Origin of the sequence: Woronichinia naegeliana WA131 (genome assembly GCA_025370055.1) — a bacterium.
In the GTDB taxonomy this organism is placed as follows: domain Bacteria; phylum Cyanobacteriota; class Cyanobacteriia; order Cyanobacteriales; family Microcystaceae; genus Woronichinia; species Woronichinia naegeliana.
This window is the reverse complement of record CP073041.1, coordinates 201,139-216,312: the sequence shown is the minus strand read 5'-3', so window position 1 is coordinate 216,312 and position 15,174 is coordinate 201,139. Positions and strand designations below refer to the sequence as shown.

At 42.5% G+C, this 15,174-nt stretch carries 10 protein-coding genes, 1 tRNA gene and 1 pseudogene; 4 read left to right on the top strand and 8 right to left on the bottom strand.

The window, feature by feature from the left end; genetic code table 11:
• Window positions 1-12: 12 nt before the first annotated feature.
• From KA717_01115 to KA717_01090, 6 genes are all read right to left on the bottom strand, one after another.
• The gene (locus tag KA717_01115) at window positions 13-549 is read right to left on the bottom strand and encodes an LLM class flavin-dependent oxidoreductase (GenBank protein ID UXE64515.1); all 537 of its coding nucleotides are present in this window, start codon (window positions 547-549) and stop codon (window positions 13-15) included.
• Between the two features lie 796 nt (window positions 550-1,345).
• The gene (locus KA717_01110) at window positions 1,346-1,966 is read right to left on the bottom strand and encodes a hypothetical protein (protein UXE61614.1); all 621 of its coding nucleotides are present in this window, start codon (window positions 1,964-1,966) and stop codon (window positions 1,346-1,348) included.
• Between the two features lie 7 nt (window positions 1,967-1,973).
• Window positions 1,974-3,965, bottom strand: coding sequence for a ribulose bisphosphate carboxylase small subunit (locus KA717_01105; protein UXE61613.1), 1,992 nt, complete (start codon window positions 3,963-3,965; stop codon window positions 1,974-1,976).
• Window positions 3,966-3,997: 32 nt separating this feature from the next.
• Window positions 3,998-4,303, bottom strand: a complete 306-nt coding sequence (locus tag KA717_01100; protein ID UXE61612.1) for a EutN/CcmL family microcompartment protein — start codon at window positions 4,301-4,303, stop codon at window positions 3,998-4,000.
• 17 nt (window positions 4,304-4,320) lie between these two features.
• Entirely contained in the window at window positions 4,321-4,659 is a 339-nt protein-coding gene (locus tag KA717_01095) for a BMC domain-containing protein (protein ID UXE61611.1), read from the bottom strand.
• 97 nt (window positions 4,660-4,756) lie between these two features.
• Window positions 4,757-5,068, bottom strand: a complete 312-nt coding sequence (locus tag KA717_01090) for a carbon dioxide-concentrating mechanism protein CcmK (GenBank protein UXE61610.1) — start codon at window positions 5,066-5,068, stop codon at window positions 4,757-4,759.
• A gap of 553 nt (window positions 5,069-5,621) precedes the next feature.
• On the opposite strand from KA717_01090, the gene KA717_01085 reads away from it, so the two are divergent.
• Window positions 5,622-6,794, top strand: a complete 1,173-nt coding sequence (locus tag KA717_01085; protein UXE61609.1) for a transposase — start codon at window positions 5,622-5,624, stop codon at window positions 6,792-6,794.
• A 285-nt stretch (window positions 6,795-7,079) separates the two neighbouring features.
• Here KA717_01085 and KA717_01080 read toward each other — a convergent pair.
• Window positions 7,080-7,152, bottom strand: a tRNA-Ala gene (locus tag KA717_01080).
• 92 nt (window positions 7,153-7,244) lie between these two features.
• Here KA717_01080 and KA717_01075 point away from each other — a divergent pair.
• Window positions 7,245-7,979: a rhodanese-related sulfurtransferase gene (locus tag KA717_01075; protein ID UXE61608.1), complete on the top strand. Its 735-nt coding sequence runs from the start codon at window positions 7,245-7,247 to the stop codon at window positions 7,977-7,979.
• A 140-nt stretch (window positions 7,980-8,119) separates the two neighbouring features.
• A complete protein-coding gene (locus tag KA717_01070) occupies window positions 8,120-10,201 on the top strand; it encodes a caspase family protein (protein UXE61607.1) in 2,082 nt (693 codons plus the stop codon).
• 528 nt (window positions 10,202-10,729) lie between these two features.
• Here the strand turns inward: KA717_01070 and KA717_01065 are convergent.
• Window positions 10,730-12,011: pseudogene (locus KA717_01065) on the bottom strand (ISKra4 family transposase).
• Window positions 12,012-12,118: 107 nt separating this feature from the next.
• Between KA717_01065 and KA717_01060 the strand changes: the two are divergent.
• Window positions 12,119-15,160 carry a GAF domain-containing protein gene (locus KA717_01060; GenBank protein UXE61606.1) on the top strand — a complete coding sequence of 1,014 codons (3,042 nt, stop codon included), beginning with the start codon at window positions 12,119-12,121 and terminating at the stop codon, window positions 15,158-15,160.
• Window positions 15,161-15,174: the final 14 nt, after the last annotated feature.

The following is a 15,174-nucleotide window of genomic DNA, read 5'->3' as shown; positions in this document are numbered from 1 at the left end:
AAATAATCTAACTTAAGAGCCACTGGCAGAAATAATAGATTTAGGTTGAGAAATTGACCCAAAACCTTCCCCAAAGGGTTGTAATTCGTAGTTAGAATTGATTGAAGATGGTTGATACAAGGGTAAACGGGGAAATAACAATTCAGCAACGCGATAGGCTTCTTCTAGATGAGGGCAACCCGACAAAACAAAGGTTTCAATGCCTAATTGATAGTATTCCAGCATTCGGGCAACAACGGTATCAGGATCACCCACTAAAGCGGTTCCTGCCCCATCTTGGACTAATCCAACCCCTGCCCAAAGATTAGGACTAATTTCTAAATTATCTCGGTTTTCCCCATTGAGTTGACTCATGCGTTTTTGACCTTCTGAATCAGTTTGAGCAAAGGATTGCTGAGCTTTGGCGATCGCGCTATCATCCACATATTGAATCAATTCTTCGGCGGCGGCCCAAGCCTGGGACTCTGTATCTCGAACAATAACATGGAGACGAATCCCAAACCGTACCGTTCGGCCTTCTTTTGCCGCTAATTCTCGAACTTTAGCAATTTTTTGGGCAACTTGATAGGGTGGTTCTCCCCATTGGTGTCAACTTAAGTCAAAAGCCTTACTAAATAGGGCTTGCTGAATAAGTATAGAACCCTTGCCGGATAATGCTTTCAAGCATTTTAAAAACGATCAGGTGCAAGGTTATGGCCTTTGGAGGCTCAAAGCCCATGCACGTCGTTGGAAAACTGGGGGTTGAAATTGGAAACAACTTTCTGAAGTCACCATTTTTCGCATCCTGTGGCATCTAGGTTCGTTTTGTGGACTTTTTCAGCAGACCCTACCTAGCCTATCATTCAAAAATAAGATGCGTTTGCCCTGGCAAACTTTGCTTTTAGTTAACGTGACATACTCCCAGCACTAACCGCTTAGGCGGTACAGTGTGGGCTTCTCCCACCAGAAAGTCGTTCTACGATGGAACTGGACTGGAGCGTTTTATAGTGAGACGATGCCCAACCCCACTTTTTGAAATTTCTTTTTCATCCTATTTGAACCATGCAACGGAGTCGCTTGTTATTGATCGAATCTTCTTCATTGAAGAAGTGCCAACAATCAGAGGCTTATCAGACATCTTACGGGAAGGAAATCAACCCTTATGGCAATCAGGTTCTTTATTGCCTTGTCCAAATAATAGCACTTTTTGTTAATCTTCGCGGCATTGAGCCACTCGATTAACTCGACTTTCATCCCATTGCTCACCTGTCGGTAGAGCGTGGGGCTTCCCATCGAACTAGCTAAAATAAGGAAGCGATTCAACGATAGCTTGAATGCCATCAATCTCTACCCTGGATTTTTCCCTTTAAACGTTTAACGTTCTTTGACGTTCAGGGAAAAGCGTAATCAGTAATTGATTAATATAAACCTGTCCCACTACAGGCTGTTTTTCCTTAAGAACCGTATCTACCGGCATCACAAATTCAGGGGCGATCGCGGGTTCTGAGGGCAATTCAGGCTCAGGTTCAGTTTCTACAGGTGATTCAGGAATGGGCAGGGAATCATTAATAACTTCTTCTGTTTCCCAGGGGGAAGAAATGTTCGCAGCAGGAGAAACGGTTTCTGGTTGCCAAGCTCTAGAAGTATCCCCCAACAGTGAGCCTGGCGCGATCATCGTTAAAGGTTCAATGGAAGTATTAATAATGGTGGTTTTTGTACCGACACAGGCCCCTTGGCCAACGGTGGAGCGACCCATAATTAAAACCCCTGGCCCCAAAGTCACTGCCGATTCGATATCCACAATGCCCGCATAGGCATTAATCACCGTTCCCATACCAATACAGGAACCGGCACCGATCAGAATTTGACTATTGGGAGCCGCTTTCAGCACAACACCGGGGGCCACTACCGCCGTTTCATGAATGGACACATCGCCACTCACAAAATATTCCGATTGGCTCACAATTTGGACGGGCGGTAGGCGCATAGGTTAATTAGGGGCGTTGGATGATGGTTTCGAGAACCCGACGTTTGGCGTTAGTATCAATGCCGAGGAGCCGTACATATTCCCCTTGGTGATCCGCTAAGCAGGCTTCCAAAGAACGTAGGACATCTGCTTCACGGGTACTGGTAATGGGAGAACAGCTTTCCCAGGATTTAGCGCGAAAACGACGTTGATCCGTATGCTCCGTACCAATTTTGTAACCCTGGGCTAACAGCGATCGCACTTGGTTAATGACGGTGGCTGCTAATTCAGGTTTACTAGAGGCGTTGCCATAGCTATTACGGTCGGTATTGCCGTTGTAAGCAGGGGTAGGGGCGGGTGAACTGGTGGCTCGACTACCGTTACCGTTACTGACGGACTCATCAGGACGTTGAATGATCGTTTCCAATACCCGACGTTTTGCCTTGGTGTCCACCCCAATTAAACGAACATATTCCCCTTGATGCTCGGCCAAGCAAGCTTCCAAACCGGCGATGATCTCTGCTTCTCGACTACCACTGATGGGAGAACAGCTATCCCAGGATTTAGCGCGAAAACGGCGTTTATCGGTATGCTCGGTGCGAATGCTGTAGCCCTGGGCTAACAAGGAACGAACTTGGGCGATCGTTTCTGAGGAGATACCAGTTGCGCGAGCAGCATTTCCGCCTAAACTGACCTTAGCGGTATTACCAACACTGGCCCGACCAACCGTTTCGTTACCAGGACGTTGAACGATGATTTCTGCGACCCGCCGTTTAGCGACCGGATCAATGCCAATAATGCGGACATATTCCTGGGGATATTCAGCAAGGAAAGCTTCTAGACGTTGAATAGCTTCCCCTTCCCTGGCACTTTCAATCGTACCGCCCCCTAACCAGGAGCCTGTTTTAAAACGACGGGCATTGGCGTGTTCTAAGCCAATTTTGCAACCTTGATGGATTAAGGCTCGCAGTTGACCAGCCGCATCGGGCTTAAGACCTGCCAGGCTACTATTGCTATGACCGTTAGTACTGTAACTGCTGGTTTTTGTGGTGCGGGAAGGTGAACCAGGCGTATCGCCTGGACGTTGGATAATGACTTCGACCACCCGACGTTTGGCTGCCTTATCAATGCCAATTAAGCGGACGTATTCCCCTGCATAGCTATTTAACCAGCCTTCAACGGTATTGAGAACTTGGTCTTCTCGATAGCCATCGGCAGTGCCGCAACTGTTCCAGGATTTGGTTTTGAACCGCCGTTCATTGGCGTGTTCACCGCCCACACTGTAGCCCTGGGAGAGCAGAGCGCGGACTTGATTTCTGATGTCGGAACTGACACTCATTGTTGTTTCCCCTGAATTTATATAGTTAGTCTTATTAACGCCTTCTATAGAACGAGAAATGGTTTCCCGAATGGGCGTAATACAAGCCGCAGCTTCCTCACCTTGATAACTTGCCCTGAGAGCTTGATTAATCTCTATGACGTGTTGAGCATAGGCGCGATCGCGGTCTTGAACATTAGGCAGTTGATCCGCCTGTTGTTGGTTAGTAATCACCGCCCCCGAAGGGACAAACTTGCCACTGGGAATTTCCACATCTTGGATCAGCGCGTGCATCATTACCACACAATCAGCCCCAATCCTGGCATTGAATACCGTTGATCGAAAACCAATAAAGGTGCGATCGCCGATATAAGCGGGGCCATGAATAAGAGCCAAATGAGTGATACAAGCACTCTGACCAATCCAAACTGAATAGTCCTGGCCATCGTCCCCCATCACCCGACCTTGTTCTAGCCCATGAATAACCACCCCGTCCTGAATATTGGCGTTATCTCCAATAGCAAAAGGCGTTCCTTCATCAGCCCGAATCGAAGTCCCAGGCGCGATCAGAACTTTTGCCCCTACCCTCACATCCCCAATCAGATTAGAGAAAGAATGAACGTAGGCTGTTTCATCAATACGAGGTTCAGCTAGATTTTTTGACCAAGGCGTGGCTGGAGCCGCCATTTTACGGGCTGCCATGTGACTCTATCCCTATTTACTATCCACTGAATTTACTGTCGAAATTCATCTTTTTTGTTATACAAAGAGCGGTTTTCCACCGTGACGGTATCAATAATGCCAACCACCATTGCATCAAGAGGACGATCTTCATTGCCACTATCAATGCGGGCAGCACTACCCTTTGTGACCAAAACCCATTCGTTAATTCCCGCTCCCACGATGTCCGCGGCCACCTCATAGTTAGGTAGGGGTTGGCCTTGAGCATCAATGAATTGGACAATCAGAAGTTTAACTCCCGTAAGACTACGGGTTTTATAGGTACTTACCACCGTGCCAAGCACTTTGGCAATTTGCATAATTTAACAATTGCCTATTAAATGCGTCTTAGAGGACGAGGATTAACACTTTCGCGAAATTGTTCTACAGCCTCGGTATAGCGAATCGGCAGAACATATTCCAGGTTTTCATGGGGACGGGCAATAATGTGGTTAGACAGGACTTCACCGCCGTTAACCCGCAGCGCGTTTTGAATACCGGCTGACACCGAGGCTTGTACCTCAGACACATCACCCCGCACAATGACAGTGACCCGACCACTACCAATTTTTTCGTAACCCACTAGCGTAACGCGAGCCGCCTTAACCATAGCATCGGCCGCTTCTACCACAGCCGGAAAACCTAAGGTTTCTACCATTCCAACAGCAATTGACATAATCAGTTCGCTCTCCTAGAGACATTTGAGATAGGGGGAAGTCAGTTTCTGGCGTTTATTCAGACTCCAGACTGCTGACAGAAAGAGGATTCAGTCCTTAATAATTACGGAATTGTTCGACTTCTTCGATATAGCGAATTGGTAGAACGTATTCCAGGTTTTCATGGGGACGGGCAATAATATGGGTAGAAAGGACTTGACCCCCATTAACGCGGTTAGCCGCTTCAATACCCGCAGAGACAGAAGCTTGTACTTCCGATACATCCCCCCGAACAATGACGGTGACTCGTCCACTACCAATTTTTTCATAACCGACTAGGGTTACACGAGCCGCTTTTACCATCGAGTCGGCTGCTTCTACCACTGCCGGAAACCCAAGGGTTTCAATCATTCCTACTGCAATTGACATAGTTAATTTCCTTGCTTACGTTAAGCCAGATTAATAAACACGACAGCCTTCGCTCGATTGAAGAGCAGAATGTAAAATTCTCCAAACGTCTAGTTCCTCAGAGATCGGAAAATCCCTTTGGGGGTTTGTCAACTCCCAACAAACTGAGCCTGATTCTGAATGGCGAACCAAGCGGAAGAAATTTTACAAGAGTAGCTTTATTTATTCACTCTATGAAAAGCATAGGAAACCTTGGCCCCTTTGACAATATAAAAGATCATGATATTTTTTAATTTTATGGTTAATGAAAGTTAATCATTGCCTCGGAACGCAGCAAACTCTCACCATTCAGGCGAATTACAGCGATCGCGATTCAGCCGTCAAGCATTACTCTCTATACTCTTACAGAAAATTAAGACTCGTATTTTGAGTGCTCAGGAAAACAACTTTTTACAGATTGAGAATTCTTTTATCAGATCAGAGAAATGGGTAAAAACCTCTTCCTTTAGCGATAGCGGAGGACGACTTTATATGGGATTGACACTTTTAACTACGAATAGCTAGAATGTAAAGCATGGAAAAAGCTTTTAGATTTCGATTTTACCCGACCCCAGAACAAGAGTCGCTATTGCGGCGCACCTTGGGCTGCGTAAGGCTGATTTACAATAAAGCTCTCCATATCAGAACTCAAGCGTGGTATGAGAAGCAGGAGAGAGTCGGGTATCCCGATACCTCTCGTTTGTTAACTCAATGGAAGAAGGAAGAAGACCTTGACTTCCTTAATGAAGTTAGCTCTGTCCCACTGCAACAGGGACTTAGACACCTCCAAACCGCTTTCACTAATTTCTTTGCAGGAAGGGCAAAATACCCCAACTTCAAGAAGAAGAGAAATGGTGGTAGTGCAGAGTTTACAAAAGCAGCCTTTAAGCTTAAAAACAAAGAAGTTTACCTTGCTAAATGTTCTGACCCATTACCAATCAGGTGGTCTAGACAACTGACCGAGGGATGCGACCCCAGTAGCATCATAGTAAGCCTTCACCCTTCAGGACGTTGGCACATCTCGATTAGGTTTGACGATCCAACAACCAAGCCTCTACCTGTCAGCGAAAATGCGATAGGGATAGATTTGGGGATAACAAGCTTAATTGCAGATAGTAATGGGGGTAAAGTCACAAACCCCAAGCATTTCAAAAAGCATCGTAAACGCTTAAAGAAAGCTCAAAAGAACCTTGCTCGTAAGCAAAAAGGTTCTAAAAACAGAGAAAAGGCAAGGATTAAGGTCGCTAAAATTCACCTTAAAATCTCTGATTCTCGAAAAGATTTCTTGCACAAAACAACGACCCGTTTGGTACGCGAAAATCAAGTGATTGCCGTTGAGTCGTTGGCTGTTAAGAATATGGTTAAAAACCACAAACTTGCCCTTGCTATCTCCGACAGTGGATGGGGTGAGTTGATTCGACAATTGGACTACAAGTGTCGCTGGTATGGGAGAAAATTAGTTGCCATTGACCGATGGTTTCCCAGTTCTAAACGATGTAATTCTTGTGGGCATATTGTCGAAAAAATGCCTCTTAATGTCCGTGAATGGCAATGCCCTAAATGTGGGGTAAACCATGAGCGTGACATTAACGCCAGCAAAAATATTTTGGCCGCTGGACTAGCGGTGTCAGTCTGTGGAGCGACCGTAAGACCAGAACAGAGTAAATCTGTTAAGGCAGGTGCTATGAAACAGAAACCTAAATCGTGAGGTTTGGGAATCCTCGTGCGTTCACGCCGAGGAGGATGTCAAAAATTCTTAATAACTTTTCTTAAAACAGCATTTTTACCTAGTAGCATGTCAACTTTATTTTGATGGGTTGCTAGATTCTCAAAGCCTTGCCAAAATAGACTTACGGGTTCTTGTAACCCCTCATTTCAAGCTTGACAGACCACTAGTTTGGTTCGTTCTAGCACCCATAGTGTAAAATCGACTTCGGGCGAAGGTAGTTTTGCAAGACCAACAGACATAATTGCTTATTCCAAAAACACCTTATGGAGATAAGCGGACTCGAACCGCTGACATCCTGCTTGCAAAGCAGGCGCTCTACCAACTGAGCTATACCCCCAGCAAAAGCAATATCTAATGCACTAGAAAATTGCTGACTTTCGCTATTATAGCCATAGGTGTTAAAAATAATCAAGTTTTTTCTGAAAATCCATGACCTATCTGGTGACGACCTTCTACAAATTTGTTGCGCTCACTGCCCTAGAGGCTAAACGGACAACCTGGCGAAATTTTTGTCAACAGAGGGGAATTAAAGGTACGATTTTATTGGCATCCGAGGGAATTAATGGTACTTTAGCTGGTTCCCCTGAAGCAATAGAGGCGATATTAACTCTTTTACGTTCTGAGCCAGGCTTGAGCGATCTTCAAACTCAAGAGGCTTGGACAGAGACATTGCCCTTTAAGCGCATGAAGGTTAAACTCAAACCCGAAATTGTCACCCTCGGTCGCCCGGATATTAACCCAAATGATCAAGTAGGGATTTATGTCTCTCCCCAGGAATGGAATGCCCTCCTGCAAGATCCAGAGGTGATTGTGATTGATACTCGCAATGGTTACGAGGTGGAGATCGGCACGTTTCAAGGGGCCACTAATCCGATGACGAGAGAGTTTAGAGAGTTTCCTAACTATGTTGCTGAAAACCTTGATCCTAAAAATTATCCCAAGGTTGCGATGTTTTGTACGGGGGGAATTCGCTGCGAGAAGGCTTCTGCTTTTATGGTACGCCAAGGCTTTGAAAAAGTGTACCATCTCAAAGGGGGAATACTGAACTATTTAGCGACGATCTCTCCCCAAAAAAGTCTGTGGCAGGGAGAGTGTTTTGTCTTTGATGAACGCATTGCCTTGAAACATGGTTTAAGCGAAGTGGGTGATGAGGGGCGGTTTTAGCGATCGCCGTTTAGCGAGTAAACTGTTACACTGAAAAATAAGCCTCTTGACACGATTTGGGAGGATGGATATTAGCGATCTTAAAAAGGGAGACTTAAATTAACCCTTTTTCTAAAATTCTCTTAGGAACTGAAACAATTATGGCTAACTTTCATGCGTTATTGATCGGAATTGATTATTATGAGCCAAATCCTTACTATAAAAGTCTTAAGGGGGCGGTGCGAGATATTGATAAGGTAGCGAGTTATTTAGAAAAATCTTTGCAAATTGAAGCTGAACAAATTATCCGATTAACCTCTCCTTTACCTGATAAAAATTCTCTTGCAGATGTGCGATCGCTGCGTCTGGAAAGGCCGCCTACCTATGAAAATATTGTGGAGGCTTTTAACACGATTACGGAAACAGCCCAAGCCCAGGATTTGGTTTATATTCACTATTCAGGTCATGGGGGACGGGTTAAAACCATTTTTCCTGATTTGAAGGGAAAGGGGCAGTTTGATGAGGGTTTAGTGCCGATGGATGTGGGCGATCGCGGTCGTCATTTGCGGGATGTGGAAATGGCGACTTTGCTCAAACGGATGACGGATAAGGGGTTATTAGTCACGGTTATTTTTGATAGTTGTCATTCGGGGGGAGCAACGAGGGGCGATGGTGATATTCGGGGGGCGAGGAATGGGGAAACCGATACCCAGGACAGGCTGACGGATAGTTTAGTCGCTTCCCAGCAAGAATTAGCAAATAATTGGTTGAAGCTAACACAAAATGAAGCAAAAGATAGCTGGTTGCCTAATCAGAGGGATTACGTTTTTCTGGGGGCTTGTCGTCCGACAGAGTTTGCCTACGAGGCGGCTTTTGATGGTAAAGAACGCAATGGAGCTTTAACCTATTGGATGATTGATACACTGGTTAATAATCAAGCCCCGATGACCTATAAATCCCTTTATAACCGTGTGAAGGGGATGATTCAAAGTAAGTTTCCTAATCAATTACCGATGTTACTAGGAGAGGGCGATCGCCTGGTGTTTGGGGATAAACAGGAGTATAAACCCTATACATTAGTTGTTACTAATGTTTCGGAAGATCAAACGGAAATTACCCTAGATGCGGGAATGTCGTCAGGTTTGGGAGAAGGCTGTCGTTTTGCCCTTTATCCGACCGATGATCTGACGGATAAAACGAAACAAATTGCCATTGTGGAATTGACGGATGAGATTGAAGCGGATAGTTCAACGGCACAAATTTTAAGGGTTGATGAGGGGGGAATTCCTATTAAGGGAAAAATCGAACCTGGGACTTCGGCGGTGATGGTGGCGGCTCCTGTTAATTTAATTCGCAAAGTGCGTTTATTTACGGAAAAACAAGCGGGAGATTTGGAACAAGATTTGCCGATTCATTTAGTGGAAAAACAAGTCGAGGCTTTAGCTAAAGTTCGTCAGGCTTTGGCAGGAAATGGTTGGGTTGTGGAAGTTGGAGAGGGGGAAGAAGCTCATTTTCAAGTGGCAGTTGGGAAGGAAGGTGAGTATGAAATTTGTATGGGAATGCCGATTAAAAATCTGCGTCCTACTTTAAGCATTGATGATCCGACTGCGCCGCAAAAGGTGGTGGATCGGTTGGTGCATTTAGGCAAGTATCAATCGGTTCAGGAGTTGGATAATCCTGCTTCGGAGTTGACGGATTATTTGGAGTTTGAGTTATGTGATAAGACGAAAAAGCCCTTTCCTGATTCCCAAAATGTTTCGCTGAAACCAGGGGAAGTTGCTTATTTAAGGGTTAAAAATACTTACACACGAACTCTTAATGTTGCTGTTTTGGATTTAGAGCCGACCTGGGAAATTTCTCAGGTTCCCGTGCAAGGAAATATTGCTTCCTTTTTACCGTTAGATGCTGGGCAAGAAACCTTTACTAAGTTGCGTTTACAATTGCCTGCGAATTATCAACAAACAAAGGAGGTTTTAAAGGTTTTTGCGACGAAGGGTGTGGCTAATTTTCAGTGGTTAATATTGCCGTCTTTGGATGAGCAACCTGCAACCAGGGGAATGAGTCTTAATGATGGTTTGCAAACCCGAAGTATCGGTCAATCGGTTAATCCGTTAAATAGTTTGTTGACGGCGATCGGGAGTGATGTGGATAATCCACCGACGTTAACTCGTGCTATGGTTCCTCAGAGTGATCCAGAGGCGGAATGGGTCACTAAAGACATCGTAATAACGGTGCGATCTTAAATTATTCGACTGGTTACAAGTTGTAAAAGTTTTAAGTGTGTATTCCATTTATATGTTATTTTCCTTAAGAAAATTTTGGAAAAACATTAAATCTCTACCGTGTAAAATTTTAAAACCTCTCTTTGGTTTAATTTCCTTATGCTTGTAGCGAAAATATTAAATTTGTAATAGAAACCGTTGGTTTGTGAGCAAAACATCCTTCATTCTCCATCCGCTTGTGGCGGGCAAACTCTAATTATTGGCTAATGCAAAAAATAACTTGGTGTTTTTATGTTAAGTTTTGTATTTTTACGTTAAATATTGTGAATGACTCGAATTAAATAGCTATATTCTATGTTACAAGTATCGTGTGTAGGATTATCTTTTTGATACTGATTTTAGTTTTGTCAGACTTGTCGCTTTAAGTGCTTAGACAAAATTATTTACACATAGCGATCTTTGTACAGCAAGGTTTTTAGCTTTATCTAAAGGGTAATTTATTTTACATCACTACTGGGTGCGACCTTTAGTTGATAAAAGCTGTTGTAATCAGGGTTCTACAGGGAACCCATATTGATCAAGTTTTGCCCAAAATTGACTCCATCGTTCCTTGGTCAATACCAAAGCTCGTAGGCTCAAAATAATTCCTGCTCCTTTTTCCTTCCATCGCATCCCTGAACAACATAATCGTTGTTTGACCAACGTCTTACAAGCTGCTTCCGTAACACCTGAACCAATCGGATACTTTTTCTCTAAGTATTCAGCATAATCCATTTGATGCTGATGATTCTCGTAATAAGTAATCGCCGCTTGTAGTTTCTCGGTAAGATTCTTAGAATGACTTTTTTCTTCTTTGACTTCTTTCATCAGATTTAGCAGTTCTCCTGCTTTTCCTTTTTCATGCTTGAGTTCTCGACAATTTTCAGTCAACCATTCTTTTTGTTTTGACACGGTATTCGGATGCAACGCTTCTGCCAAGGCACCTAAGTAACCAGAGGCATGATAGAAATCTAATATCTGTTCTTCCGTTTGCTTTTCTAAAAACTTCCAATTTGATTCTGCCCCGTCTGCTATCCCGACCAATGTTGCCTCTGGATAACGGTTTTTCGCTCGCTCAATTTCTCTTTCTAATCTTTCTAGAAAACTCTTTTTTCCATACTCTGGTGCCGCACCTAGATAGATTGTATGTTGACGTTCGCCTTCACTATCGTATAGGGAAACGGTTCCCACCATTGCTTCACGGTAGCCATCCTCACACATCAGCATACAGGTTCCATCTAATCCTATTCCCACTGTTGCAATTTGGCTATCCTCCTTGGGCGGGGCATAACTCCACGCTTCTTCTTTTGCCTGTACCACACTTCCTACTGCTTCACTCAATCTTTGGATATAGGATAGCGCTACTTTTCTACCATGATTTTCTAATAAATCATTTTTCACCTCTTTGCCTGCCATCCCTGACATTTTTGAGGATACCTGTTTTGCCAATAATGGCGTTGATGTTATGATTATCCTTGCTTCTCTTTCTAAGGGGCAATACGTTTTTCCTCAAAGGTGAACGCTGATATACATGACGATTCACTATAACCTCACCATAAGGTGTTTGATATTCTTTCGGTTGCTCTCCCTTACTCTTCCAGATTTCTTCACCGATTTTTAAGGGTGAACCATCTGTATCTAAATATTTCAAGGCTTCTTTGCTGGCGATGCAACCTACTTCGTTTAAGCCTTTTTGAATATTTATTTCTGTATCCAACATTGAACGACTGAGTTCTAATGTTAGTTCTATTTTTATCTTTGAACCCTCTACATTAATTAGTTTTGCTGTCATCATTGTTTCCTCTTTGTCACTTTTCATCCCATGTTAACACTTTTCTTTTCCTTCATCAACTAAAGGTCACACCCTCACTACTTATATTTCTTTACAAAAACTCTTTTATGATAGACAACATCATTGATATTGAAAAAAAGATAGAGAAAGCAACCTCCTTGTTATTTAGGCAAGAAGAGCGTCTCACAAAGATTATCCAGGAATGCCATAGGCTAGGGTTTACAGTTGCCTCAATTCAATTAATTCGTCCTGAAGAACAAATTATCGAAGCTGTAACGGGAGAGGCTTGGGCAGGCAAAGCTAGGCATTATTTAGAACCCAACCCTGATTTAAGAGATATTCAAGCTGATATTTGTCAAACGTGTAAAACAGAGATTATTGCTGGCTGGGATAAAAAGGGTCGGTTTGATAAATGGGTTTATAAAGAAAATAATCACCAGAATATGGTACGAATTTTTACACCCCTGATTTTAATTCAGAATCATGAAGGTGCGAATGATCAAGAATGGTTTGATAAATTTGAAGGAAAGTGGACTACTCCCCGTGATGTGAATGAAGATTGGTTTAATCAAGGGAAAGAACATGAACCCAACGGTAACGGTCAGCAAGATGTTGTAGGGATTTTTCTACCAGTATCGAAACTAGAATCCTATAAGGGTCATGAAGTTAAAGTGATCGGAACGATTGAAGTTGGATATAACAATCCGCGAAAGCCGATTGAATTAGATGAAGTAAATAAGCTGATTGCGAAGGCGGGGCGATGGGCTTTGGAAATTCGTAAAACCCAACTTCCTTCGGTTTTAGAGAGTATCGCTAAAGTTGCTATGCAAGCAGTTGAAGCTGATGCTACTAATCTTCATTTTTTGGAAGGCTTGCCAGCTAAATCTTCTGTTCTAGAAATTGGTTCTCATGGAAATATTCAGGAAAAATTACTAGAAGTTAATCTGGACTCTATTCCTTACACTTACACTGTTTTTTGTGGTCATATCGGTCGTGATTTTATTCGAGAATGTACATCAAGAAAGAATGGTCGAGGTTTAGAGGCAATTCGTGACAATAAAATAATAATAGTACCAGATTTTTCCCAAGGTCAACAGATTAAAGATCTGGAAATTTATAATCCTAATGCTTTTAGGCAGGGAATTAAAACAATTGTAATTGTCCCTTTAATAGTGCAAGAATATACAAGCGAAGACAAATATCAAGGCTGTTTGTATATTCATTTTAAGCAAGAAAAGCATTTTAAGTTTAAGCAAGAAAAGCATTTTAAGTATCCTGATCCTTTTAAGAAAGACCAGCTAATTGATTGGTTAAAATTGTTTGGCAATCGTTTGGAACAAGCTATTCATTATGCGATGGTCTATGAGCATCAACGGGATAGCAGAACTCAGTTTATTGTGCTTCATTCTGTGGCTCAATCTTTAACAAATAGTCTAGCTAAAGAGGATTTATTAGAGCATATTGCCTGGAGTACCCTTAATGTTTTAGCGGCTGACACTATCACTATTTATAGATATATTCAAGCTAGTGATTTCTTTCTTTCGTCACCAGCTAGGGCAGGACGGCTAAAAGGTGATCACCAAGACGAAGAAAATATTAGCAGCAAGGACGTACCGTATAAGCTCGTCAGAAGGGCAAAGAATGTTTATTCTACTGATGAGGATTATCAAGAGGTATTTGGTGAATCTAATTTCACTCAAAATGAAGGCATTCAGGCAACGGCTGGAATTCTATTGAAAGTCAATGAACAAATTGTCGGTACACTTTTGGTTAATTATCGCAGACCGCATAAATTTACAGCTGATGAAAAAGGAATTCTTGAAACGTTGGCTGCTTCAGCTGCAATCACCATTACGAATCAGCAATGGCTAAATGATCGTCAAAAATGGCTAGAAAATCGTCAAAAATGGCTAACTGCTTTAAGTGATATTAATCGCTATATTAAAACCACTCTCAGCTTAAAAATCCTGCCAGAGGATGATCGGCGATTGCTAACATTAATTATGCAGAAATCCCAGGAATGTACTGGTGCAGATCTAGCTGACATACGTATTTTCGACCAGGAAAAACAAGAATTAGAAATGAAAGTTTGGCATCCAGCAAGTGATCCTAATCCGTCTTCAATTCACACTAAATTAGGAGAAGGAATTACAGGATGGGTTGCTGAAAATCGGAGGACAGCGAATGTCCCTGATGTTCAGACGGATAATCGTTACAAATCTATCTATGAAAAAAAATCTCGTTCTGAGTTATGTGTTCCCTTAATAGATCAAAAGCTTCTATTTGGTGTTATCAACTTAGAAAGCTATCGTAAGGCAGCATTTGATGAAAGAGATGAACAAATGCTAGAAGCTCTAGCAGATCAAGTAGTTATTGCTATTCAAACTTTCACAAATAAAGAACAACTAATTAAAACTAAAGCTTTGATTGAATTTGCAAACGTCACTAATTCTTTAATTCTTAAGATTAATAGTGAAATGGACGAAATTCGCAAATTGGCAGGGGAGCTTTATGATTTGAATTCTCCTGATAGTGAGGAAAGAGAAAAAGCATGGAAAATTTTCGTTTCATCTGCTCGAATTGCTCAAAAAGCACAAGGTATGCAAGTGTGGATTCAAGAGGAAGATAAGGTATTAATCAATGTCTGTAGTATAATAGACGATATTTTACTACAAATCGGCAGTTTACCGCCTGAAATTATTAAGGAAAATCAACTTCCTGATGATCTACCAAATGTTTACGCTGGGATCAAGCAATTGACCGCTGTTTTTGAAGTTTTAATTCGTAATGCTCTTAATGCTATGCCAGAAGGGGGAGTTCTATCACTGGGGGGACAACGGATTAATGGTGTAGGCATTAATGGCCAAAAAGAAACTTCTGTAGAAGTTTGGGTTAAGGATACAGGAAAGGGAATTTTAGCAGAGCATCTGAGGCGAGTCTTTAGTATTGAATACAGTAGCATCGTCCAAGAGGAGTTTGGAAATCCTAGCACTTCTGAAAAAAAAGGAATTGGAATTGGATTATCAATTGCCCAGACTTATGTTCAAAGTTTAGGAGGTTTTATTAGTGTTAAAAGTGAAGTAGATAAGGGATCTAAATTTACTGTTACTTTACCAATTAAACCAAATTCAATGTCAGTTAACGACTAATTACTAGGAGATTA

Coding starts and splice junctions, on each gene's coding strand:
- KA717_01105 (UXE61613.1), bottom strand. CDS start 3,965: ATGGCAGCCCGTAAAATGGCGGCTCCAGCCACGCCTTGGTCAAAAAAT.
- KA717_01060 (UXE61606.1), top strand. CDS start 12,119: ATGATAGACAACATCATTGATATTGAAAAAAAGATAGAGAAAGCAACC.
- KA717_01090 (UXE61610.1), bottom strand. CDS start 5,068: ATGTCAATTGCAGTAGGAATGATTGAAACCCTTGGGTTTCCGGCAGTG.
- KA717_01095 (UXE61611.1), bottom strand. CDS start 4,659: ATGTCAATTGCTGTTGGAATGGTAGAAACCTTAGGTTTTCCGGCTGTG.
- KA717_01085 (UXE61609.1), top strand. CDS start 5,622: ATGGAAAAAGCTTTTAGATTTCGATTTTACCCGACCCCAGAACAAGAG.
- KA717_01110 (UXE61614.1), bottom strand. CDS start 1,966: ATGCGCCTACCGCCCGTCCAAATTGTGAGCCAATCGGAATATTTTGTG.
- KA717_01070 (UXE61607.1), top strand. CDS start 8,120: ATGGCTAACTTTCATGCGTTATTGATCGGAATTGATTATTATGAGCCA.
- KA717_01075 (UXE61608.1), top strand. CDS start 7,245: ATGACCTATCTGGTGACGACCTTCTACAAATTTGTTGCGCTCACTGCC.
- KA717_01100 (UXE61612.1), bottom strand. CDS start 4,303: ATGCAAATTGCCAAAGTGCTTGGCACGGTGGTAAGTACCTATAAAACC.